General features: G+C 36.4%; 21 protein-coding genes and 1 tRNA gene. 5 read left to right on the plus strand and 17 right to left on the minus strand.

Annotation, left to right across the window (positions count from 1 at the left end; translation table 11 throughout):
• Window positions 1-11: 11 nt before the first annotated feature.
• From polA to AC6UD8_RS03790, 6 genes are all read right to left on the minus strand, one after another.
• On the minus strand, window positions 12-2,675 hold the full coding sequence (polA, locus tag AC6UD8_RS03765) for a DNA polymerase I (protein WP_500699526.1): 2,664 nt from the start codon (window positions 2,673-2,675) through the stop codon (window positions 12-14).
• 93 nt (window positions 2,676-2,768) lie between these two features.
• Window positions 2,769-3,470, minus strand: coding sequence for a Bax inhibitor-1/YccA family protein (locus tag AC6UD8_RS03770; protein WP_500693657.1), 702 nt, complete (start codon window positions 3,468-3,470; stop codon window positions 2,769-2,771).
• A gap of 12 nt (window positions 3,471-3,482) precedes the next feature.
• On the minus strand, window positions 3,483-4,814 hold the full coding sequence (murC, locus tag AC6UD8_RS03775; protein WP_500693956.1) for a UDP-N-acetylmuramate--L-alanine ligase: 1,332 nt from the start codon (window positions 4,812-4,814) through the stop codon (window positions 3,483-3,485).
• Between the two features lie 77 nt (window positions 4,815-4,891).
• On the minus strand, window positions 4,892-7,210 hold the full coding sequence (locus AC6UD8_RS03780) for a DNA translocase FtsK (RefSeq protein WP_500699527.1): 2,319 nt from the start codon (window positions 7,208-7,210) through the stop codon (window positions 4,892-4,894).
• A gap of 44 nt (window positions 7,211-7,254) precedes the next feature.
• Window positions 7,255-7,893, minus strand: a complete 639-nt coding sequence (gene ytpR / locus AC6UD8_RS03785; RefSeq protein WP_500699528.1) for a YtpR family tRNA-binding protein — start codon at window positions 7,891-7,893, stop codon at window positions 7,255-7,257.
• Between the two features lie 19 nt (window positions 7,894-7,912).
• Window positions 7,913-8,236, minus strand: coding sequence for a thioredoxin family protein (locus AC6UD8_RS03790; RefSeq protein ID WP_500699529.1), 324 nt, complete (start codon window positions 8,234-8,236; stop codon window positions 7,913-7,915).
• An 82-nt stretch (window positions 8,237-8,318) separates the two neighbouring features.
• Between AC6UD8_RS03790 and AC6UD8_RS03795 the strand changes: the two genes are divergently transcribed.
• On the plus strand, window positions 8,319-8,651 hold the full coding sequence (locus tag AC6UD8_RS03795; protein WP_500693653.1) for a hypothetical protein: 333 nt from the start codon (window positions 8,319-8,321) through the stop codon (window positions 8,649-8,651).
• Here AC6UD8_RS03795 and trmB read toward each other — a convergent pair.
• Genes trmB through AC6UD8_RS03810 form a run of 3 tightly spaced genes read right to left on the minus strand, consistent with a single transcriptional unit; the run spans window position 8,648 to window position 11,243 of the window.
• A complete protein-coding gene (trmB, locus tag AC6UD8_RS03800) occupies window positions 8,648-9,289 on the minus strand; it encodes a tRNA (guanosine(46)-N7)-methyltransferase TrmB (RefSeq protein ID WP_500699530.1) in 642 nt (213 codons plus the stop codon). The genes AC6UD8_RS03795 and trmB overlap by 4 nt on opposite strands.
• 9 nt (window positions 9,290-9,298) lie before the next feature.
• Complete coding sequence (locus AC6UD8_RS03805) at window positions 9,299-10,513, minus strand: ABC transporter permease (RefSeq protein WP_500699531.1); 1,215 nt, start codon at window positions 10,511-10,513, stop codon at window positions 9,299-9,301.
• On the minus strand, window positions 10,506-11,243 hold the full coding sequence (locus tag AC6UD8_RS03810) for an ABC transporter ATP-binding protein (RefSeq protein ID WP_500695725.1): 738 nt from the start codon (window positions 11,241-11,243) through the stop codon (window positions 10,506-10,508). Before AC6UD8_RS03810 ends, AC6UD8_RS03805 begins: the two co-directional genes overlap by 8 nt.
• Window positions 11,244-11,358: 115 nt before the next feature.
• On the opposite strand from AC6UD8_RS03810, the gene AC6UD8_RS03815 reads away from it, so the two are divergent.
• The 3 genes from AC6UD8_RS03815 (at window position 11,359) to AC6UD8_RS03825 (ending at window position 13,095) form a co-directional block, all read left to right on the plus strand.
• Window positions 11,359-11,799 (plus strand): HIT family protein, encoded by a 441-nt coding sequence (locus AC6UD8_RS03815; protein WP_500699532.1) that lies wholly within the window; start codon window positions 11,359-11,361, stop codon window positions 11,797-11,799.
• 3 nt (window positions 11,800-11,802) lie between these two features.
• On the plus strand, window positions 11,803-12,093 hold the full coding sequence (locus AC6UD8_RS03820) for a hypothetical protein (protein ID WP_500699533.1): 291 nt from the start codon (window positions 11,803-11,805) through the stop codon (window positions 12,091-12,093).
• Between the two features lie 120 nt (window positions 12,094-12,213).
• Window positions 12,214-13,095, plus strand: a complete 882-nt coding sequence (locus tag AC6UD8_RS03825) for a peptidylprolyl isomerase (protein ID WP_500699534.1) — start codon at window positions 12,214-12,216, stop codon at window positions 13,093-13,095.
• A 36-nt stretch (window positions 13,096-13,131) separates the two neighbouring features.
• Here the strand turns inward: AC6UD8_RS03825 and AC6UD8_RS03830 are convergent, their stop codons facing one another.
• The 7 genes from AC6UD8_RS03830 to AC6UD8_RS03860 all read right to left on the minus strand — a co-directional run bounded on the left by AC6UD8_RS03830 (window position 13,132) and on the right by AC6UD8_RS03860 (window position 22,527).
• A complete protein-coding gene (locus tag AC6UD8_RS03830) occupies window positions 13,132-14,091 on the minus strand; it encodes a 3'-5' exoribonuclease YhaM family protein (protein ID WP_500695728.1) in 960 nt (319 codons plus the stop codon).
• A 15-nt stretch (window positions 14,092-14,106) separates the two neighbouring features.
• A complete protein-coding gene (locus AC6UD8_RS03835) occupies window positions 14,107-16,668 on the minus strand; it encodes an AAA family ATPase (RefSeq protein WP_500699535.1) in 2,562 nt (853 codons plus the stop codon).
• Window positions 16,658-17,869 carry a metallophosphoesterase family protein gene (locus tag AC6UD8_RS03840; protein WP_500699536.1) on the minus strand — a complete coding sequence of 404 codons (1,212 nt, stop codon included), beginning with the start codon at window positions 17,867-17,869 and terminating at the stop codon, window positions 16,658-16,660. The genes AC6UD8_RS03835 and AC6UD8_RS03840 overlap by 11 nt, the downstream gene beginning before the upstream one ends.
• Before the next feature lie 59 nt (window positions 17,870-17,928).
• The gene (locus tag AC6UD8_RS03845; RefSeq protein WP_500693643.1) at window positions 17,929-18,276 is read right to left on the minus strand and encodes a YlbF family regulator; all 348 of its coding nucleotides are present in this window, start codon (window positions 18,274-18,276) and stop codon (window positions 17,929-17,931) included.
• Between the two features lie 53 nt (window positions 18,277-18,329).
• Window positions 18,330-20,444, minus strand: coding sequence for a transglycosylase domain-containing protein (locus tag AC6UD8_RS03850; protein WP_500693642.1), 2,115 nt, complete (start codon window positions 20,442-20,444; stop codon window positions 18,330-18,332).
• Window positions 20,445-20,544: 100 nt separating this feature from the next.
• Window positions 20,545-22,236, minus strand: coding sequence for an arginine--tRNA ligase (argS, locus tag AC6UD8_RS03855; RefSeq protein WP_500693641.1), 1,692 nt, complete (start codon window positions 22,234-22,236; stop codon window positions 20,545-20,547).
• Between the two features lie 220 nt (window positions 22,237-22,456).
• Window positions 22,457-22,527 (minus strand) — tRNA-Gly (locus AC6UD8_RS03860).
• A gap of 91 nt (window positions 22,528-22,618) precedes the next feature.
• Between AC6UD8_RS03860 and AC6UD8_RS03865 the strand changes: the two genes are divergently transcribed.
• Complete coding sequence (locus AC6UD8_RS03865; protein ID WP_500693640.1) at window positions 22,619-22,954, plus strand: DUF1516 family protein; 336 nt, start codon at window positions 22,619-22,621, stop codon at window positions 22,952-22,954.
• A 22-nt stretch (window positions 22,955-22,976) separates the two neighbouring features.
• On the opposite strand, the gene AC6UD8_RS03870 is transcribed toward AC6UD8_RS03865, so the two are convergent.
• A complete protein-coding gene (locus AC6UD8_RS03870) occupies window positions 22,977-23,702 on the minus strand; it encodes an aspartate/glutamate racemase family protein (protein WP_500699537.1) in 726 nt (241 codons plus the stop codon).
• Window positions 23,703-23,705 lie beyond the last annotated feature (3 nt).

Below are 23,705 nucleotides of genomic sequence, written 5' to 3' on the forward strand. Positions count from 1 at the left end.
CCTACACCCCATTATTTTTTTATATCATACCAATTTGGTCCGTAATGACTTTCAACTTTTAGCGGTACATCCAGATCAACCGCAGAATCCATAACACTTGGAACTAATTTTTCTAAAATTGGAATCTCTTCTTTTGGTGCTTCAAAGATTAGTTCATCATGAATTTGCAGTAACATTGTGGCCTTTAAACCGTGTTTCTTAAGTTCTTTTTGCATTCTGATCATTGCAACTTTAACAATATCGGCAGCACTCCCCTGAATGGGTGAGTTCATTGCCGTTCTTTCGGCAAACGAACGTTTCTGAAATTGCTTAGAATTAATATCCGGCAGGTAGCGTCGACGTTTCATGATGGTTTCAGCATACCCATGATCTTCGGCGAACTTAACGCTATCTTGGGTGTATTTTTTGACCCCTGGATATTCCTTAAAATATTTATCAATAAATGCTTGAGCCCGTTTTCGTGATATGCCAGTATTTTTAGCAAGTCCATAAGCACTAATTCCATAGACAATCCCAAAATTGACAGCTTTTGCTTGTCTTCTCAACTCGGGAGTAACATCCTCGTTGCTTGGAAGTTCAAATATCCGTCGTGCGGTCGCTGCATGAATATCTTCCCCATTTTTAAAAGCTTCCTGCATGTTCTTATCTCCAGAAATGGCAGCTAAGACACGTAATTCAACTTGAGAATAATCCGATGAAAATAGTTGCCATCCCTTATGACGAGGAACAAACGCTTCACGAATTTTGCGACCTTCTTCAGTTCGAACTGGAATATTTTGAAGGTTTGGGTCAACCGAGGACAATCTTCCAGTTTGAGTTAAGGTCTGCAGATAACGGGTATGAACTTTATGATCACGAGAATAAATGTCTTTTTTGATTCCATCAATATAAGTTGAAATCAATTTTGACAGTTGCCTGTACGCCAGGACATTATCGACAATCGGATTCAGACCCGCAATTTTTTCTAACACATCAACCGACGTAGAGTACCCTGTTTTGGTTTTTTTCACAACTGGTAATTTCAACTTATCAAACAGGATTTCACCTAACTGCTTTGGTGACCCGATGTTGAATTCTTCTCCAGCCTCCTGATAAATCGACTGCTCAATTTCTGATAAATGCTCAGTAAATTTACTCTTCAATGCTTTGAGGGTATCTACGTCCACCGTAATTCCTTCAATCTCCATTGCACTTAGCACATAAGACAATGGAACTTCTATGTTACGGTACAAATCTAATTGATTGTGTTTCTTTAAATCATCAATCATTTTATCTTTTAAATCATTAATTGCCAATGCTTTCCTGACAATGTGATCAAAAAAAGTCTCATCATTTTCTGGCAGCTGTTTTTTCTTTCCAGTTCCATAAACCTCACTATCCGGTTTAACCCCATAATATCCGTGCCGATTAGCCACTTTAGCCAAATCATTACTATTATCAAGGGTATTCAGTAAATATGAAGCTAATAACATGTCAAAATCAACGTTATTTAACTGAATATGTTCGCGATTGGCAGCCACAATTTGCGCTTTAGCATCGAAAACATTTTTTTTAATATCGTGATTTTCTAAAATGCCTTTTATTTTCGGATCATCTAAAAGATCAATATCCTTACTTACAAACCAATGATCCTTATCCCCAATAACAAAACCAACAAATGGAGCAGTATGGTAATTTTCATCCAACATTTCAATGTTAAAGACAACATCTTCTGACAAGTGATCTAACTCGGCTAAATTGTCTTTATTTAAAATCGTATATTTAACATCTGGAAGTTTCTCAGTCGACTGACTCTCTGATCCTTCCATTTCCTTTAAAAAGGATTTCATGTTCATTTTCTTATAAAAATCAACTAACTTATCATTATCGGGACCATCATACTTTAAATCCGATAATGAAATTGTGAGGGGAACATTGCAGTCAATGGTGGCTAATTTTTTAGACAAAAATGCCTGGTCTTTATCCTTAATCAAATGCTCTTTCAATTTTTTACCAGAAACTTCATCGATATGATTATAAAGATTATCAATACTATCAAATTTTTGAATTAACTTGATAGCGGTCTTTGGACCAACTTTTTCAACACCCGGATAGTTATCCGAGTTGTCTCCCTGAAGACCCTTTACGTCAATAATCTGTCTAGGAGTAATCCCCATCGTCTCTTTTACAAAGTCTGGCGTGTATTTCTCAATTTCACTCACACCCTTCTTTGAAATCGCAACGGTAACTTTATCCGAACAAAGTTGGGTAAGATCACGGTCTCCCGTTATGATAGTAACTTGATAGCCGTCATCAGCCGCTTTCTTTGAAAGCGTCCCAATAATATCGTCAGCTTCATAGTTTTTTAATTCATAGGTTTTAATTCCCCGATCATGGAGCAAATCCATTACAAACGGGAATTGTTCACGTAATTCGTTGGGCATTTTTGCCCGTCCGGCTTTATAATCTTCGTACATTTTGGTTCTAAAGGTTGTTTTACCTGCATCAAAAGCGGCAAGAGCTGACGTTGGCTGAACATCCTTTAAAATGTCATCTAGCATTCGATTAAAACCATAGATCGCACTGGTGTGCAATCCGTCTTCATTGGTAAAACGTTCCAAAGAAGTAAATAACGCAAAGAATGCTTTATACGTTAAAGAATTTCCGTCAATTAATAATAATTTCTTGTCTGCCATAAAATTCTCCTTTAGAATTAATTACTATTATTTTAACACTTATAATCAGTTCAATTGCGAAAAAAAACATGGTCAATCGACCATGTTTTTTTATTAATCTCGATTATTTCCAAAAATACCAAAGACCTCAAGAAGAAATGTAAATAGGTTTAGAAAATCAAGATACAACTGAAGTGCACCAGAAATTGCAAGTCCGTTTACATTAATGTTACCAGAGTACTGCATGTACATTTTCTTTAAGTTTTGTGTATCAGTAGCACTCAACGCAGTAAAAATAATGATCCCAACGGCTGAAATAAATAACTCAATCCATGGATTTCTCAAGAATAAGTTAATTACCATCGCAATAATTAAAGCAATTAATGCTGCAAACAATTGCGTGCTTAACTTGGTTAAATCTCTGTGAGTAGTGAAACCAATTGCACTCATTACCAAGAAAATACTAGCACTGGATACTAACGCTGCTCCAATGGTACCAAGATTAAAGGCAATGAAAATGTAACTAAGTGAAAGCCCTGTTAAAACCGAGAAAACCAATAATCCGATAAAGCTTAACGTCGGATTACTTTGTGCAAATCCCGAAATCACAAAGGAAATTATGAACCAAACGATTAAAATTACTAATCCTGAGGCTCCACTACTGATGTTTGGCATAAAAACACTACTTAAATACGCAGAAATAGCAGAAATTAAAACCGCAATTCCCATAATCCCATATACTTTGGTAAAAAACGCGTTGAGTCCAGCATTATCGCCAACTACCCGACGACCACTTTCTCCATCAAAATTATTCATTTTTATTCTCCTTTAATTAACCTTCTTACTTAAATGACTTAACAATTCCTCATAGGCTCTTTCGTACTTTTGAATATCTCCAGCACCCATAAATATTACCACGGCATCGTGATATTGCAACAGTGGAGACATGTTTTCTTCCTCAATTAATCCACCATCTTTGGTAATTTTATTAACCAAATCCTCGCTCTTAACGTGTCCCGACTTTTCTCTTGGAGAACTATAAATTTTAGTAACGTATACCTTATCTGCTTTGCTTAACGTTTTAGCAAAGTCATCAAGATAGGCAATCGTTCGACTAAAAGTATGGGGCTGAAAAACAGCAATGATCTCCTTATTGGGATATTCTTGTCTAGCGGCATCTAAAGTGGCCTTAATCTCAGAGGGATGATGTGCGTAATCATCAATAATTGTCATATCGCCAACTTTAACTTGAGAAAAACGACGCTTAACCCCCTTGAAAGTTTGAAGTTCACGTCTGATTTCGTCCAAATTAACGTCTTCAAAATATGCAACGGCAATTACCGCCAAAGAATTTAAGACATTGTGTTCTCCATACAAAGGAATACTGAATTCCCCTAGATCCTTTCCGTCATATTTAACGTGAAAAGTCGATCCAGCAGTTGTTCGCTTAATATCCACCGCCTGAAAATCGTCATCATCACTAGTTCCATAGTAATAAATTGGAACTGAAGCTTTTAACTTCCGTAAATTCTGATCATCGCCCCAAGCAAAAATAGCCTTTTTAACCTGGTTTGCAAAGGTTTGAAAAGCGTCAAAAACGTCCTCAATTCCGGTATAGTAGTCCGGATGATCAAAATCAATGTTAGTCATAATGGCATAATCCGGATAAGTTGCCAGAAAATGGCGGCGATACTCGTCGGCCTCATAGACAAAGAAACGCGCATCAGTGGTTCCTTTCCCAGATCCATCACCAATCAGATAATCAGTTGGTGCGATCCCGCCTAATACGTGAGAAAGTAGTCCAGTGGTACTGGTTTTTCCGTGAGCACCACATACTCCGATGCTCGTGTACCCCTCAATTAATTCTTCCAAGAAATCAGGATAACTATAAATTTTTAGTCCTAACTCTTCGGCTCTTTCAATCTCCGGATGCGTATCAGGGAAAGAATTTCCTTTAATAATCGTCATTCCCTTTTTAATATTATCAGGATTGAATGGTTCAATCTTAATTCCAGCATTTTCTAATCCTTGCTGAGTAAAGGTATATTTTTCAATGTCAGAACCCATGACCTTACAACCGCGATCATGGAGGATGAGTGCCATCGCACTCATCCCAGTACCCTTAATTCCTACAAAAAAATAAGTAGTGTCTTTATTTATGTTAGTCATTTAGTTGGAATTCCCCTTTTTATTGTCTGGTTTAATAATACCAATTAAAGTAATGAAAATCTAAAAATTTAAATATTCAATTTAGCAAGTTCATTTTTCGTCAAATAAACATCTCGCGGTTTAGATCCATGCTCACCTGAAATAAAATTATTTTGCTCCAAATCATCAATAATACTTGCAGCACGATTGTATCCAATGGAAAACACTCGTTGCAATTTTGAAGTTGAAATTCCATCTTCGTCTGCGATATAACTCAAAACTGATTTCCACAAGTCATCATGTTGTTGAGCTTGTTCTGCACTTTTAAGCAATGATTTGGGCTGAAACTCGTACTTTGGTGTTTCCTGACTTCGAACTTGATCACAAACTCGCTCAACTTCTTGGTTAGTAACAAAAGCACTCTGAAGTCGCACTGGTTGACTGGCACCACTACCCAGATAAAGCATATCTCCCTTACCAAGTAGTCGTTCAGCTCCGCTTTGATCAATGATTGTTCTTGAATCAATCTGGCTTGAAACCATAAAGGCAATTCGTGTTGGAATATTATTCTTAATTGTCCCAGTTACAATATCAACGCTCGGTCTTTGAGTGGCAACAATCAAGTGAATCCCAGCTGCCCGAGCCTTTTGTGTAATCCTAACAATATAATCTTGGACTTCAGTTGATGCAACCATCATCAAATCAGCAAGTTCATCAATCACAACTAGGATTTGTGGCAACTTATCCGCATCACGACCATTTTTATGTGCTTCTTGATTATACTGAGTTAAATTTCTGACCCCAGCAACAGCTAGCCGCTCATAACGGTTGTCCATTTCCTCAGTGACCCATTTTAAAGCAGCAGAAGCCTCTTTCGGATCTGAAACAACCGGTGTTAATAAATGTGGAATCCCATTATATGGCGCTAATTCAACCGCCTTAGGATCAATTAAAATCATCCTTAAATCACGGGGTGAATTGCGATACAACAATGAAACAAGCAAACTATTTATGAACACACTCTTTCCAGATCCCGTTGCACCAGCAATCAAAGCATGTGGCATTTTTTGAATATCGGCAGTCTTAGAAGCGCCACCAATACTCATCCCTAATGCTACTTCTAACGGTGAATGACTAGATTCAAATTCATTTGAATCTAGAATCTCTGAAAGCATCACTGGTCTAGGCTTTGGATTAGGAATCTCGATTCCAACCGTCGACTTACCAGGAATTGGAGCCTCGATTCTAATATCTTTGGCTGCTAGGGCCATCTTTAAATCATCAGTTAGGTTAGTGATTTTGCTTACTTTAACACCAAGTTCCAACTTAACTTGAAACTGAGTAACGGTCGGTCCATCGGTCCAATCAACTACGTGACCATGAACCCCAAACGCCCTTAATGTATCATCAAGTGTTTGAACTTGCTTTTCAATCCATTCATTCAAACCATCATCAGAAGTCGAAATTGGTGGATTAAGTAGGTCACGACGAGGAAATTGATAATTAGTCTGATCCTCCTGATTGCTTGAAGTGTCGGCCAAATGCCTATGATTCGTTGTGGTTTCACTTTTTGAATCAGTAAGTTCATTAGCAGGTTGAAGAAGTGCTTTTTCCTCATCTTGACGCTTATCAGTACTATCAATTGGAGAAAACGTCTTCTCGTTATCGCTTCTTTCATCAGGTTCTTTTAACTTATCTTGTGGATCCGATTCACTTAAAGTGGGATTACTTGATACCGTACCTGATGCGTTTTGATCATCATTATCTCTTCTATCATCACTAAACAAAGCTAGATTAGCCGCTAAGCCACTCTCCTCTTTAAAGATATCTGCGAGCGAGTGGCCTAATTCACGTTTACTGGCTGAAGATTCTTTATCATCTTCAAAGTTATCCACAGGCTTAGAGTTATCCACAATGTTTTCATTCTTATTTACATTTTCTTTAACAATTGGTTGAACGTCATTTTCCCATAAATCTAGATCATCAGCTGGAACGGCAGTTGGATCTTTAGGATTTAGATAAAGAACAAAATCATCATCATTCTTCTCCAATTCAACGGCTGCATCTTGATATGGTTTTCCGACTGACTGATGAACGGAATAGAAATTACTATTTTGGTTACGGGAACGCGGAGTAAATTCTTTTGTTCTTTCCACTAAGGAATTTCGGGACTCAACATAGTGCTTTTTATCATCTTTAAATCGCAATTGAAATCCGCTCTGATACTTTGGTTGATAACGAGACTGATAGGCTGATTGTTTAACATTAGAATCGTCACTACGGATAATTTCTTGATTTGATTTTTTTGTTGTTCTATGAAAATCATTGATTTTTTTATCGCTACTCTTAAAGGGAACTTTCCCATTAAAGTATTTACGATAAAATGCCGGTCCATCATAATGTTCCAATTTAATCACCCTTAAAGAATTATGTATAAAAAAACGAATAGAAACTATTCGTCAAAAAGATTTTTTGCTTTATCAAAATCAAATGGTTGCCCAACTTCATAAGAATCGGGTAAAACTAAAGCTCCTGGTTTATCGGGTGCATTAGGAATGTCTAATTCTCTTCCAGAACAAATCATTCCATCACTTTTTACCCCACGAAGCTCTCCTGGCCAAATAATTTGTCCATTTGGCATCATGGCTCCAACTTCCGCTACGACAACTTTGATTCCCGGTCTCATATTGGGAGACCCACTAACAAGTTGCAGCATTTCCCCATTCTGGACTTTTGTTTGAGTTATGTGAAGATGATCAGACTTCGGATGATCTTCCATTTTTTCAACGTAGCCAACCACAAACTTTGGTTCGGTACTAGTAGGTAAGAAAGTTTTAAACCCAGCCTCTTTCAACGCATCATTTAAAACTTCAACATCGTTACTTGAAAGATCAACTTTTCCATTCTCTGATTTTAAGTTCCCTAAAATCTCACTGGCATTGAAAAAATTATAGCCAACTACGTGTCCCTTCTTATCTTTAATCTGAACAATATCATTTGATTTTGATATTTTCTGTGGTTCCGATCCTTCTCCAAGAATGACAACCAAAACATCACCTATTTGGCTTGGATTATAACTTGCGATCATCAAATTTAGCTCACCTCCGAATTTATTGTGGAAGAGATTTAATAAAATCTTCTACTTGTTCCTTGGTTTTTCGATCTTTATTAACCAAACGACCAGTCTCAATCCCATTATCAAAGGCAACGAAGCTTGGAATTCCAAAAATGTTCATTTCCTTAGCTAAATCGATATTTTCATCCCGATCAACTGCAATAAAGTCATAGTTTGGAAAATCTTTTACAATTTCTGGCATAACAGGCTTGATAAACGCACAATCTGGACACCATGTGGCAGAGAAAAATAGGATGTACTTTCCATGCTTAATTTTTTGCTTTAATTCGTTAAGATTCATTACTGGTAATTGTTCCATCGTATCCCTCCTAAACATTAATATTATAACCCACTCGTATTAAAAATGTTATATAATAAATTCAACAAATTCAATCGAAGGGATGCTTTTTATTATCATAAAACACAAACTAGCTTTTATTACTGGATCCGTAATTGCGGGAGTTTCGCTGTATTCACTTATTAAATTCAAGCAAGAACGCGACCAAGATCGGGTTAGACGTCACTTGTCCGATACATTAAGCAAAAAGTTTGATAATAGTGAGTTGTATGGTTACTGGATCGACTTTAACCAAAACGAAGATGGCCAGTTCCTTGGCGGAATCAACATTTTAGACGATGATAACCATGACATTAAATCATATGGATTTACATTCGATTTGACCACAAATAACCTCGATAACGTTCAACTTTTAAACACAAAGTCGATTAGTTAATCAACAAATTGGGCTACAATCTTATAGATTGGGCCCTTTTCTTTAAATTTCTCTTCATATTCAGTTTCTACATTATCTTTAGCAGCATCGCTAGCATGCAAGTCAAGATTAACGGATTCAAACTTCATCCCAAAATTATTCAAACTAACCAACGAATACTCAAATAATCCACGATTATCAGTTTTAAACTCCAGTTTAGCTTGGTCAGGTAACACGTCTTGATAACTCTTAAGAAAACGCGGCGAGGTAAGTCGCCGTTTTGTATGTCGTTTCTTTGGCCAGGGATCAGAAAAGTTTAGAAAAATTTTTGAAACCTCACCCTTTTTAAAAATGGTGTTCACAAGACCGCCATCAGTATGAATCAATTGAACGTTATCTAAACGACTATTTACGACTTTTTTTAGTGCCATTGCAATTACTGACTTTTGAATTTCAATCCCAATAAAATTAATATTGGGATTTTTTTCTGCCATTTCAGTAATAAATTTTCCTTTACCACAACCAATTTCGACATAAATTGGGGCGTCTCTAGAAAAACGTGTTTCCCACTTTCCCATGTATTTTTCTGGATCATCAACAATTAATTCAGGATGATCTAAAATAAATTGATTTGCCCAGGGCTTATTTCTAACTCTCATCATTTAACCTCAGTTTCTAATTTGTTTAACTTTTTTATTTAAATAGGGAATCGTTAAGACATATCCCTCAACAATCCAAATTACCACCGTTATTAAGATTACAGGAACCGACATCCGGGCGATTAACATTGCAATCAGGAGGATAAAGCATTCAAACAAAAGTAAAATTTGAACGATCTGTCGAAAATCCGTCAGCTGGATCTTCTGACTAACCGGATAAATATGGGTAAACACATTACTTTCAAAATGCTCATAAAATGGGATTAACTGAAATCCGACTAAATAAACAAAAATAATTGTCATTAACGAAACAATAATTTGATTAGGAATAATCAATACCAAAATAACGGCAATAATTATTAAGCGAAAGTAAAGAGACCCTGGTCCACTGTCTCTTAATAATGATCGAAGATACAAATTCGAATAGACGTGACCTTGATCTTTTTTTAACAACTTAAAAATTGGATCCAAGTATTTTCTGCGGTGAATCCGACCTGAAAGTTCAGGGACTTCGGTGAATAAACTATAAAAGTGATAAATCCGATTCATACGAGAATCTTCATGTTCAATTGCATAGTTCCAGTTTAAGATCTTATTTTTGGTTAGAATAGCGACATACATTAACAATGCAGCCACAACTAATGCTAATAGTGCAGCTATAAAAACATTAAAGTACAATGCTAATACCAGAATAATAAGGGGGATAACCCACTCAGTTACACCGGCTAATACTACATGTCGATTTAACTGAAAATAGAGTTTGATTACTTGATATGACATCCAACCGGTTTTCAAAAGCAAAATTACGATTAACAACCCGATTAACTCTGAAATTGTCCAACCAATTGAAACACTTAAAAATGGCATTAGTACAAACCACGTTACTAAATCAATCAGCAATGCCATAAACAAACTATAGAGAAATGCTCCCTTAAAGTAACCAGCAAATTGGTATTCCCTAGGGGCCATAAAAACCTTATCAGCGGACTTGATTAAAGTTGCCAGTCCACCAAGTTGAAGCACCACTAGTAAAATCAAAATCGCAATCGGGCGCTCCCACCATAAATTGCCTGATAATTGCTTTAAAAATCCAGAGTAAGCGTAGCCCAGACCACCCACAAAGAACATAATCGCAATCACAAAAAAATCGTTAAAAACATATTTAAGGTATTTAGTCATTTCGATTAAATGATTGCTTAACCTTTTTTGGAAAATCCTATTCATTTTTATCATCCCTTGCTAAAGACAGATAAATATCTGAAAGTGACTTCCCATCATTGGGATACTCTTTTCTAATCTGTTCCATCGTTCCTTCCGTTTGAATCTCACCTTTGTTAATTAACACAAAACGATCACAATACTTTTCTGCGGTATCAAGAACATGAGTCGACATTAAAATACTGGCACCCTTACTCTTCTTTTCTTCAATCAACTGCAAAAGATCATCGACCGCGAGCGGATCGAGACCTAAAAATGGTTCATCAATTACATAAAGCGACGCATTAGTAATGAACGCACAAACAATCATCACTTTCTGACGCATTCCTTTTGAAAAGTTGGCAGGAAACCAATCAAGTCGTTTATCCAACCGAAAAGTCTTAAGTAACTGATTAGCTTTCTCCCACGCTACTTGTTTATCCAAATTATAAGCCATGATAGTAGTATCAATGTGTTCTTTTAAAGTTAATTCTTTGTATAATACTGGCATTTCCGGAATATATGCAATTTGTTGTTTGTATTTTTCAATGTTTTGACCAATCTGCAAACCATTGACTTTAACGGTTCCAGTAAATGGCTTCATGAGTCCAATAATATGATTAATGGTAGTTGACTTCCCAGCACCATTTAAACCAATTAAAGAAACTAATTCGCCGTCATTAACATCAAAAGTCTCATTTTTTAAGACTGGCACACTAGAGTAGCCACCAGTCAAGTCTTCTACTTGCAAACTCATATTTACCCTTCATTTCTTTTCATTATTGTAATCAGTATACCATAATTGCTTGCTATCACTTATTATGCAGGTAATGTTAGTGTATAATTGGATTAACTTGAAGGGAGAGATTTATATGACTGATTACGATCCAAATTGCGTTTTTTGTAAAATTGTCAAGGGTGAAATCCCTAGTTATAAAGTTTATGAAGATGACGAAATTCTTGCATTTTTAGATATTTCCCAAACAACTCCTGGCCACACTCTGGTGATTCCTAAAAAACATATTCAAGATATTTTTCATTTTGACTCCGCTACAGCGGGTAAAGTATTTGCGAAAGTGCCAGAAATTGCACGTGCGGTCAAAAATTCTAACCCAAACATCAAAGGAATGAATATCGTTAATGATAACGGGAAAATTGCCTATCAATCTGTTCCGCATGCTCACTTTCACTTAATTCCCCGTTATGGTAAAGATGATACTTTTTCAATTAACTTTTCTGATAATTCTAAAGAATATGATGAAACTAAATACCAAGAAGTTGCTGATTCAATTACCAAACAATTGGAGGATTAACTCATGAAAAAAAAGACCGCTTGCTTAATTGGTGCCGGAATAATAGTTGGTGTGTCACTTACTGGTTTATTGCTTTTAAAAAAGAAGTCTAATCCCACAGATAACGTAACCACTGCCGACCTTAAAAACATTTTTCATTCAGTTAGTTCAGTTAAACAAAATTTAAACCAATTCACAAAAGCTTTAAATGATGCAAAACCAATAATAGATGGTCTTAATCGTGACGTACAGGAAGCCCAATTTCAGCTAAAGCCTAGAATTGATCTTTTATCTAACGAAATAAATAACATTTAATTTCAATTAAATTATTCGACCAAATATTAATTTGCATCAAATATATGTTATATTAAAAATAAATGGAGTACTGAATGTCTTGAGTACTTTAATATTTTGAAGAAATGGATGTGCTAATATATGAAGAAAAAATGGCTCGTTGGAGTTGCAGGATTACTTTTAAGTGTTTCACTGGTTGCCTGTGGTAGTAAAACAGTTGCTACTACTAGTGGTGGTAAAATTACAGAAAGTCAATATTACAATAGTATGAAAAAGACCCCACAGGGTAAAACAGTTCTCCAAACTATGATTTTGAACAAAGTTCTTAACAAAGAATATGGTAATAAAGTCAAATCATCTCAAGTTGATGACCAATTTAACCAATACAAGTCACAATATGGTTCTCAATTTAAAACCCTTCTCAGTCAACAAGGTTTAACTGAGAAAAGTTTAAAAGAACAAATCAAAGATAATCTTCTGTTAAAGCAAGCTGTGATTGCTAACACAAGTTTCTCTGACAAAGATTTGCAAAACCAATTCAAGAAATATCAACCTAAAGTAACCGTTAATGAGATTACCACCAAAAATCAAGGTGACGCTGAAAAAGTAATTTCTGGCTTAGAAAACGGTCAAAAATTCTCTGACTTAGCCAAGAAGTACTCAACTGATGCTAACAAGAAAGACGGCGGCAAGATGACTCCATTCGATAATATGGATCCAAGTCTTGACAATAACTTCAAAAATGCTGCCTTTAAACTCAAAAATGGTGAATACACCAAAGAACCTGTCAAAACTAAAGCTGGGTACCAAGTAATCCAAATGGTCAACCACCCTTCCAAGGGTAAATATCAGGATCACAAAGCTGAATTAAAAGACCAGTTGGCAACTGAACGCATGAGCGATAGTAATGTCTTACACGCTGTCGTTTCAAAAGTTCTTAAAGATGGAGATGTAAAGATCCAAGACAAAGACTTACAAAACATCTTGGCTGATTACACATCAACTCCAAAACCAATGAAATAATCAATCACAAAAAGAAAATGGTCAGTAACTTTTAAGTTACTGACCATTTTCTTTTTTATCAGGTTTATAAAACTTATTTCGATCCATTCCAAAAATTCGTTTACTAAATGATCCTGCTTCCGTATCATTTAAAGCCCCAGTAATCATGTTAATTGAAGCATCAAGTTCATCTAAATCATGGAGAATCTGCGCTTCCAGCAATTCAGGCGTAACCGGGGATCCATACTCCTTAATCCCATGATGTGAGAGCACCATATGTCTTAGAAGTAATAAATCTTCAGAATGCTGATCGATTTTTAGTTGGTCAGCAGCTTCAACAATTTCCCCATCAATAATACTGATATGTCCTAACAGATCACCTTCACTAGTATAAGATGTCGAAACAGGTCCTGACAGCTCAGTAGTCTTGCCTAAATCATGAAGGATGGCACCTGCATACAGAAGTGAAGAATTAACTTGTGGATAGAGCTTAGCGACTTCCTTGGCCAGCTTCAAAATCGAAATGGTGTGAAATGCTAATCCGCCTGCATAAGCATGATGATTCGATTTAGCTGCCGGAAAAGTAAAGAATTCATCCTGGTGCTTTTTAAGAAGTACCCGAACAATTCGATTCCACGTTGGATTAATAATTTCGAAAATTGTCTGACCAATATATTCTTCCATCTCGGAACGAGTCATTTGAGCATGTTGCATAAACTTAGATGGATCACTGGGTTCACCAGATTCTGTTTGTCGAAGATGATTAATCTTAATTTGTGGACTTCCTTGGTAAGCTTCCCGTTTGCCATTAATGTGAACGACCTGACCAGCTTTAAAAGTCTTTACATCCTCATTACTGGCACCCCAAAGTTTTCCACCGATCTCTCCGGAATTATCTTCAAAAACAAACGAAATGAATTGTTTTCCGTTCTTAGCAATTCTAGTATCAGCCGACTTAACCAATACAAACGCATCGATTTCTTCATCCATTTGATATTCTTTCAATTTTTTGCTCATTTGACTCCACCTCCACTACTTTAATTCAATTAAATGATCGCCACTTACATCGTGTCTAATTCGATCATCAGCCGTAAAATAAATCACCTGCGTGCTTTTAGCCAAAGCTTTCATTAATTCAATTGCCTTATCAGTTCTAAAGTGATCAAAGTCAGCAAAACCATCATCAATCATAATTGGCATTGGATATTCATCACTAAAAGCCAACGTTAACGCAAAAACCAACGATAAATATAACTGCTGCATGGTTCCTTTTGAAAGTTCCTCAACCTTGAACTTAACCCCATCAGAGTTAACAACCGTAATACTTCTCTTATTATAATCAATTTTACTATAATGACCGTCCGTTAGTGTTTCAAAGAATTTAGCTGCGTCCTTTCTAACTTTAGGAATTCTTCCACTACTAGCGGCATCGAGTACTTTTTCAATCCACTGATTAGTTAACTGGTAAACCAACCATTTTTGAACCAATTCGTTAACTTTAGTATCCATACTGGCCAATTCCTGGGTCAATGAATCAAGCGTCCCATCTTTTTCCATGTTATTAATTTGCACGTTAAGTTGCGCCAACCGATCAGATTGATCGGAAAAATCCGCGTCCAACTGTCCAATTTGTTTCTGAAGGTCATTAATCACGTTTTTTAACTGATTAACATTATCGTATTTTTGTAATCTTTCAACAATTGTTTGATCAAGTGAGTTTTCTAACTCCATTTTACGTTTGTTTTTATCCGTAGCGATCCGCTGCTCATCGTATAATTTTTTAAAATCACTACTACTTGCAACGTTTCGTTCCCTTAGGAAATGGTCAAGCCGATCACTTACTTCTTTCAACTGCTCACGATGGCGATCAACCATTGAAGTTAAACTACTCAATTCATGGCTCACCTGTTCTGCATTTCGCTTTTGATCATTTACATTTGAGATGAACTGTTTAATTTTACTTAACGCTACCATTTCATTATCGGAATCACTTAAACCAATTTTACTGGAAGCAAAATTCCAACGATCGAGGTAACTCTCAACCTTCTCATTCATTGTCTTTTGGTTTCCAATGAAATTCTGTAAACTATCACGATCTAAGTCACGTCGTTTAATGGAGTTTTGTAAAGCACTTGTCCATTGGTTAAATGGAATACTCTGGATGTGATGCTCGTTTCCCATTTGACCCAACTCTTGCTCAATCTGAGTCAATTTTCGCTTTAAATGGTCAGTATCATTCTCCTCTTTAACTGGTTGGTTCGATTTTTGCACATAACGATAAATGCCAAAACCAATACACAATAACCCAATGACCACCAAAATAGGAAGAGTTACTCCACCCATAAAAATTCCAATTCCAATAATTATTAGACCAACCGCATCAGCAATTAATGATAACGAATTATCTCCGCTCTCATTTGTGGGCATCGCATGAACCTGATAGTTTATTTGTGCTTTTACATTTTGATACTCATCTATTAGGGTCGATATTTTGTCAATCTCATCATCATTAAACGGAATACTTTCACTTCCACCAGCATCAAATTCATCATTAGCCAAACGAGTCTGATATGTTTTGATATCATGATCAAGCTGTTCAATCCGTCTGACCTGTTGGATTTGGCCGTCCAGTTCTAAATATAAATTACGAATTAAATCAGCATTATCATTGTAAAATTTCAAATCAGAATTGGATTCCTGATGCGTATTCTTAAAATCAATAATGTTTTGTTCATCATTCTTAACATCTAATTGAATATTACTAATCTTATTTTGGATGTCTTGAAATGTTTCAAAGTCATGCTCAGAAAAGCCGTGTTTAACCGCTAATTTATCGTCTTGTAATTGTCTTAATTGAGCATATTTATCCCAGTTCGCTAAATCTTGATTAACCTGATTTAATCGCTCAGAAAATTTATTTCTTTTATTGCGATTCTGAGTCTTTTTTTCTTGTTCTTTTTTAGCTTGAATGGTCAATTCATGGTACTTGGGATATTCATTACTGGCTTCATGTACTTTCGCGTTTAATCTTTCTCGATCAACTAAAAGTCGGTTTAACTCAGGCTTTTTACCAGTCGGCTTATAGATCTTACCACCATTTTCCTGATTTTCGTCCTCTAGTTCAATCCAGTTATCAATCCCTACGACCCCAACACGCTGGATTCGTTTTGACAATTCTTCACGATTTAATCTCGAAATATCATTTAAATCAACGTTGCCAAAATAAAACAGGTTATCATATGATTCCCGATTGATTGGACCTAAAATTTTATCCAAAATTCCAGCAGGTAATTCATTTTTATTTTGATCAAAAACGGTTAATAACCCACCATTTTTACCTTCATTTCTTTGAACAAGATAAGTAGTTCCATTTTGTTCAACCGTTAAACGACCACCCATTTTATAGTCATCTTTGGGAGTGAAGTCTCGCTTACTCCGACTGTCCCGAAAGCCAAATAAAACATCTTTAATGAAATTTAAGAGGGTTGTTTTTCCAGCCTCGTTTCTTCCATAAATAACCTGGAACCCACTAAAGTTCAGTGTTAAATTATGAAGTTTTCCAAAGCCGAATACTTCAACTTTTTTAATCCTCATCCTTCACGTTCCCTTTCGTTTTACTAGTAATTAAATTCATACTTTCATCAAGTAATTTAGAGATGGCTTCATCACTTAAAAAGTTGTCACGAATGTAAGAGTGCTTAAAAAGCTTCTTCGCCAAATTTTTAAGGTTTTCTTCATTATAAACTTCATGCTTAGTGTCATCCCAGAATTTCTGATCTAGATCATTAAATTTCATCCCAGAATTATCAACAACGTCAATTTCATAAACCCAAGCATTAAATCGTTCAAAATCATATTGTAACTTTTCCTTAACCCGGTCGAGCAATTCTTCTGACGAAAAATTGGCTTCTTCGCTCATATTTAATTTCACACTCAATAAATTAAGTTTGGAAAAATCACTCGACTCAATTTTCTCCATAATTTGATTAACGACCGCTTCTTCTGAGTCAGTTCCCCGTAAATTCATTGAAAGATTTGACCAAATGAGCGGACAGGTGGGTTCAAACTGAACGTTTAAACCTCCATTAGTCTCATCACTGACTAATAAGTACCCCTTTTCACCCATTTCATTTTTATGACGGCCCTGGATATTTCCCGGATATTCAATTAAAGGATGATGACCTAACTGCTGACGCTTATGAATATGCCCTAATGCCCAATAATCATATCCCAAATTTTCCATTTCGTTAATGGTAAACGGTGCATACTGTGAGTCTTTGCCACCCTTAATAGCACCGTGAACCATCCCAATTTGGTAGTCAGCGTTTGAACGTTCTGGAAATCCAGAGATAATATCATCTGAAATATTCCTAGTAGCGTAACTAAAACCTGTAATAGCAACTGTTCTTCCGTCTTTAAGAGTCAATGTGTGCGTCGTCACTTCTTTGGGAAATACGTAAACATTAGCCGGAAAATTGAAATTTTTGGCACCTTCACTTTGATAATCATGATTACCAAACGAAAGAAGTACAGGAATATCATGTTCATCCAATCGTTCTAACTGTTTAATCAAAAAACTAATGGCTTTGACACTTTGGTGACTACTGTCAAACAAATCTCCCACTAGCAAAACAAAATCAACATCATCTAAAATGGCATCATCAATAATCTTCTTTAATGAATCGAATGGAGCCTCGTGCAAAATGTCCCACAGCTTACTCGGAGTGGTAGCATCCTCTCTGATTCCTAAAAACGGACTATCCAAATGTAAATCTGCCGCATGAATAAACTTCATTATAATTTCTCCCATACAAAAAAATCGGAGCACCAATGGGCGCTCCGATTAACGATCAATTAAGCTTCATACATATCACGTAAAGGCTTAGTAATTAACATATTAGCATCATCAATGACTTTGCCCATTGCTTTTTCTTTACCCATCAATTTTTTGATGATATCAAGACTGTTCATTTTATTGGCAAGATCTTGAGCTTTTTTCATATCATCTTGCGAAATTTGTTGACCAGCCATTTGCTTTTGTCTTAATTCATTTTGATTAGTTTGAAAGTCCTTAAATGTCTTAAAAGCATCTTTGTCCTTCTTTAACTCATCGTATGTGGCTTGGAGTTCTTTAAATTCATCAGTCTTTACTAGTGCATCCTGTAAAGTTTGTGCGTCTTTCATTACATCATTTTCTGCCATAATTATTTCCCTCCTTAAATATTGTTACAGTGTATATTTTAACATACGTGAAGCTATCGGCCTAGTAAAGCTTTCGCACCGCTAATAACTTCTGAGGCACCCTTTTTAATTCCACTGGCACCTTCTTTAACGATTCCCTTAACGACTTTACCAGTATCATTAGTAATACCCTTAAATAGTTTAGAATTCTGCGTATCATTATCTTCATCACCATCACGTGCCACCGTTTGTGCGTCTTGGACACCAAATTGGGTTCCCTTGGTGTACGGAAGAATTTGTTGCATTTGTGTCTTGTACAACGGACCAACGTCGGTCCCAGTCAAATTCTCTAAATGATGCGTAGAGTTGGTACTATCAAAGCCTTCCCAAGTTGCTACCACAACGTTAGGAGTGTATCCGATGATCCATTTATCTTTGGTAGCATCGGAATCTGGAGTATTATCAGCCTCAGTACTTCCAGTTTTTCCGGCAACTTGATACCCGCTCGGTTTAGCATCAACACCAGTTCCATTATCAAAGACACCAAGCATCATACTTGTCATCTGTCGTGCCGTTGAAGGAGACATGATTTGTTTTGAACTTGGATGTTCATTATCAACGACCGTCTTCCCTGTCGAATCAACGATCTTAGTAATATAGAACGGCTGTGAAATTTTCCCCTTATTAGCAAAAGCAGTATAGGCACCAGCCATTTGTTGTGGGGAAACTCCGTTGGACAAGCCCCCAAGGGCCAATGCTAGATTCTTATCCTTATCCGTGACCGGTAAGTTGAATTTTTTAACCGAATCGTATCCCTTGTTTACTCCGATCTTATTTAATAACCAAACTGCGGGCGCGTTCATACTCTGTGCCAGAGCTTGGTACATCGGAACTTTTCCTGTATAAACATCATTGTAATTATGCGGAGTATAGTGATTTGATCCATACGATTTCTTCTGATTTTCAAGTTCAGAATCATAATAATACCCGTTTTCAAGAGCTGGCGTATAGACCGCAAGTGGTTTCATCGTCGAACCAGGCTGACGTTTAATATCGGTCGCACGATTATAACCACGGAAAACCGTCTTACCACGTCCACCAACAACCGCTTGAACCCCACCATTTTTTGGATTCAAAGCAACCGATGCAGCTTGGACCTTGGTCCCATCCGAAGCATCATTAGGAAACAAATTAGGATTTTTAAAATCAGTCTGAAAGCTTTGCTGCTGTTGCTGATTTAGATTCGTATAAATTTTATACCCGTGATTCATGATGTCAGATTCAGTTAATCCATATTTTGAGATAGCCTCATTAATAACAGCATCAAAATAATAGGGATATTTATACCCATTAGTAGAACGATAGGAATTTTTAGTGTTCAACGGCATGGCTTGGTATTTTTTTGCCTCTGAATTAGTGATCTTATGGTTCTTTGCCATTAAATCAAGAACCACATTTCTCCTCTGACGTGCCGCCTCCGGATGATCAATCGGATTATTACTAGGATTCGATAGCATCCCTGCTAACACAGCTGCATCCTGGACCGGTAAATCTTCCGCAGACTGCCCAAAGTATCGCTTCGAGGCATCTTCGACCCCATACACGCCATTACCAAAGTAAGCGTTGTTCATATACATCGTCAAAATTTGGTTCTTTGAATAAACGTTCTCAATCTCAATTGAAATGAATAATTCTTTAAGTTTTCTGGTTAAAGTTTGTTGCTGGGAAAGAAAAGTGTTCTTGGCTAACTGCTGCGAAATTGTACTTCCTCCACCACTAATGTAGTCACGACCCAGTACCCTATTCTTAATTGCAAGTAAAATGGCTCTCCCGTAACCACTAACCGAATAGCCATGTTCCTTATAGAAATTACGATCTTCCGTCGAAAGAATCGCATTAGGAATATTTTTTGAAATCTTATTCATCTGAACGTAAGTACCCTTTTGTGCGTACAATTTGCCAGCTTCTTGGTGATGTGAATCATAAATCACAGTCGATTTTGATAAATTAGACTGAAGATCACGAACGTGCGAAGTCTTTGCCACAATCGTCAAATAACTACTTAAAACCAAGATAACGAATAAAACAACTACAATAATCCATCTCGTAATTTGAAATCTACGCCAGAATTTTCTGAAGTAACCCCAAATTCTTTTAAATATTGACTTACTTTTGCTGTTGTTATCCATAAAAGTCCAAATCTCCTTTTATCATTAAATGCTATTGTAACACATGGACATTAATGGATTTTAAAAGATAAAGTGGATGTCAATTGACATCCACTTTATTCTACATTTGATCGGGTGCTTTAATTCCCAACAATCTTAACGACTCTTTTAATACAATCGCAACACTTTTGACAAGGTCGAGACGGGCGTCTTGCTCATCATCGTCCGCTAAAATCTTAGAATGAGCATAATATTTGTTGAATGACTTAGCTAGTCTTAGCGAATATTTAGCAATATCGGAAGGCTCAAATTCATTTCGAGCTTGTTTTACAACTTCTGGAAAGGCCTGAAGTAACTTAATGACTTCAAAAGCACCTGCATCAGTCAATTCATTTGCTGATTCATCAAATTCTTTTTTACCAGACTTCCGCAAAATACTCTCAGCACGAGCATGGGCATACTGAACGTATGGGCCAGTCTCACCTTCAAATTTTAATTGGTCTTTAAGTACGAAATCAATGCTATTGATTCGCTCACTCTTAAGATCACCAAAGATAATTGCACCAACCCCAACTTGTGTAGCCACTTCATCTTTATTTGGTAAATCAGGATTCTTCTCAGCAATTTGTTGTTTTGCCATGGTAATTGAATCATCTAAAACCTTGTTTAATAAGATAATATTCCCACGTCTAGTTGAAAGCTTTTTTCCATTAACCGTAATTAAGCCAAACGGGATATGATGAACACCGTCCGCATTCTTTATGCCCATCTTTTTTAAGACAGCTTTTAGTTGATGGAAATAATTAGTTTGTTCGGATCCTACCACGTAGAGATTCATGACCGGATGATACGTCCGTTCACGGTATAACGCCGTTGCAATGTCTCTAGTAATGTAAAGAGAAGCCCCATCGCTCTTTAAGATAAGTGCTGGATTTAGGTTAGCGTTACTTAAATCGACCACTTGAGCTCCTTGAGATTCCTGAAGCAATCCATCTTTTTTTAGGATGTCAACCACTTCATCCATTTTGTCATTGTAAAATGACTCACCATTATAGGTATCAAATTTAACGCCCAGTTTTTTATAGGTATTATTAAAAGCCTCTAACGACACATCCCTAAACCACTTCCATAGTTTGGTAGCTTCGGGATCACCATCTTCGAGTTTTTTAAACCATTCGCGTGCTTCTTCGTCTAGTTCAGGATTTTTCTGATCTTCCTTATGAAATTTAACGTAATACTGAACTAAGTAATGAATTGGATGACGCTTTACGTCCTCTTCATTTCCCCACTTTAAGTAAGCCGTAATTAACTTACCAAATTGGGTTCCCCAATCACCTAAATGATTATCTTTAATTGTTTTATATCCATTTTTTCTTAAAATTTCGGAAATTGAATTTCCAATCACAGTGGAACGAAGGTGTCCCATTGACATTGGCTTAGCAATATTTGGAGAAGACATATCAATGGTCACGGTCTGATCCTTGCCATCGTAATTATCACCATAGTGCTCTTTATCCGTCAAAACCTCTGACATGACTTGCTTACTAACTTTTCCTTTATCCAAGAAGAAGTTAACGTAAGGACCAACGGCAACGACTTTATCAAACTGACTTCCATCAACATTATTGACGATATCCTTTGCGATCTGTTGAGGAGCTTTATGTAACTCCTTAGCTAGAATGAAAGTTGGAAATGCTAAGTCCCCGTTATCTGAAGTTTTCGGTTTCTCAATTTTTCCGTAAATATCACTCGTTGAAATTTGGTTGTTAGTTGCATCAGCAACTACGTCTGCAACTTGTTGTCTGTAATCCATAATATCCTCCTCATAAATAAAAAGCCTCTTACATTAATTAAATCAATGCAAGAGACGAGATTACCCGCGGTACCACTCTATTTGGAAATACCCACTCATTATTAAATTTGTATACCTAGAAAGGACGCCTTCCCAATCACAATTTATCTAACTCACATCAACTTAGATTTGCTTTGAAATTATAATTAGTACTACACTCTCATCGTTGGTAGCTTCCCAAAGCGGGTGACGGGAATCGAACCCGCGACGTAAGCTTGGGAAGCTTAAATTTTACCACTAAACTACACCCGCAATACGTGTATAATTATATCATGAATTATACCCCTTGTCATCAAGACTTCTACAGAGCCGTATGATAAAATTCAAGTGGAGGCTAAACATCATGTTAATCTACATAATTACTTTACTATGGATTCTTTTATTAATCTCACTAACAATCGGAATCACGCGTAAACAAGACAAAAAGATTATTAAGGGTGTCGTCTATACGCGCGCGTTTTACATTCTTTTGTTGATTAGTGAAGTGGTTTTTACCCTGAATCACTTTAACGAGCATCGTTATTTGGTCTCTTTAAGTTTTATAATGACAATCGTCGCGATTTCTTTCATTGATATTTGTTACCAGAGAAAAATCCAAGGTAATTTAAAACCCTACGTAATTTTATTGACACTGATTTCGATTTTAATCTCAATTGGGCTTTTGTTTTTCATTCAATAACTACTACTAAAAAATCATCCAATCACTTGGATGATTTATTTTTTTGCATTTTTTCAGCTAATCGAATTGATTCATCAACTAGCTCCGCTTGCGCATCAATCACAGGGTAATCATGATTACCAGCTCGTTCTTCTGCTACCGAAATCTCAGTACAACCTAAAATCACCACATCGCTATCCAATTCATTAACCATTTGATTTAAAATATGATGATATAATTTTGGATCGACATAATCCTGCTCCTTAACACCTTTATAAATTAAATCCATCGTTTCATCCGCAATTTCAGTGGTAGGGTGCACAACTTCATATCCAGCTTTAGTAATTTCTTTATCATATACTTTGTCCTTTAGAGTTCCCTTAGTGGCAATTAGCCCCACTCTTTTAGCGTGTGGAAACTTCTTGGCAATTGCGGCTACCGCTAACCTAGGCATATGCAAAATTGGAACACCCGTCATACTCTGTAACTGATCATAAAAATAATGGGCAGTATTACATGGTAACGCAAAAAATTCTGGTCCCAGTTTGCTCTGTTGTTTAATATCTTCTTCAAGTGGAACTAGTGGACTCGGATTATTTTCTGGATCAGTAATATAATCCGTCCGGTCTGGAACTGTCGCATGATTAACTAATATATAATTTAAATAATCCTGATCACAGTGAGCTGGGGTCCGTTGATTTAGTAAATGAACATAACTCTCAGTCGCTTGGGTCCCCATCCCACCAATAATTGTGAAAAACTTTTTCATTAT

It is taken from the genome of Fructilactobacillus sp. X1R3C1, assembly GCF_059901545.1.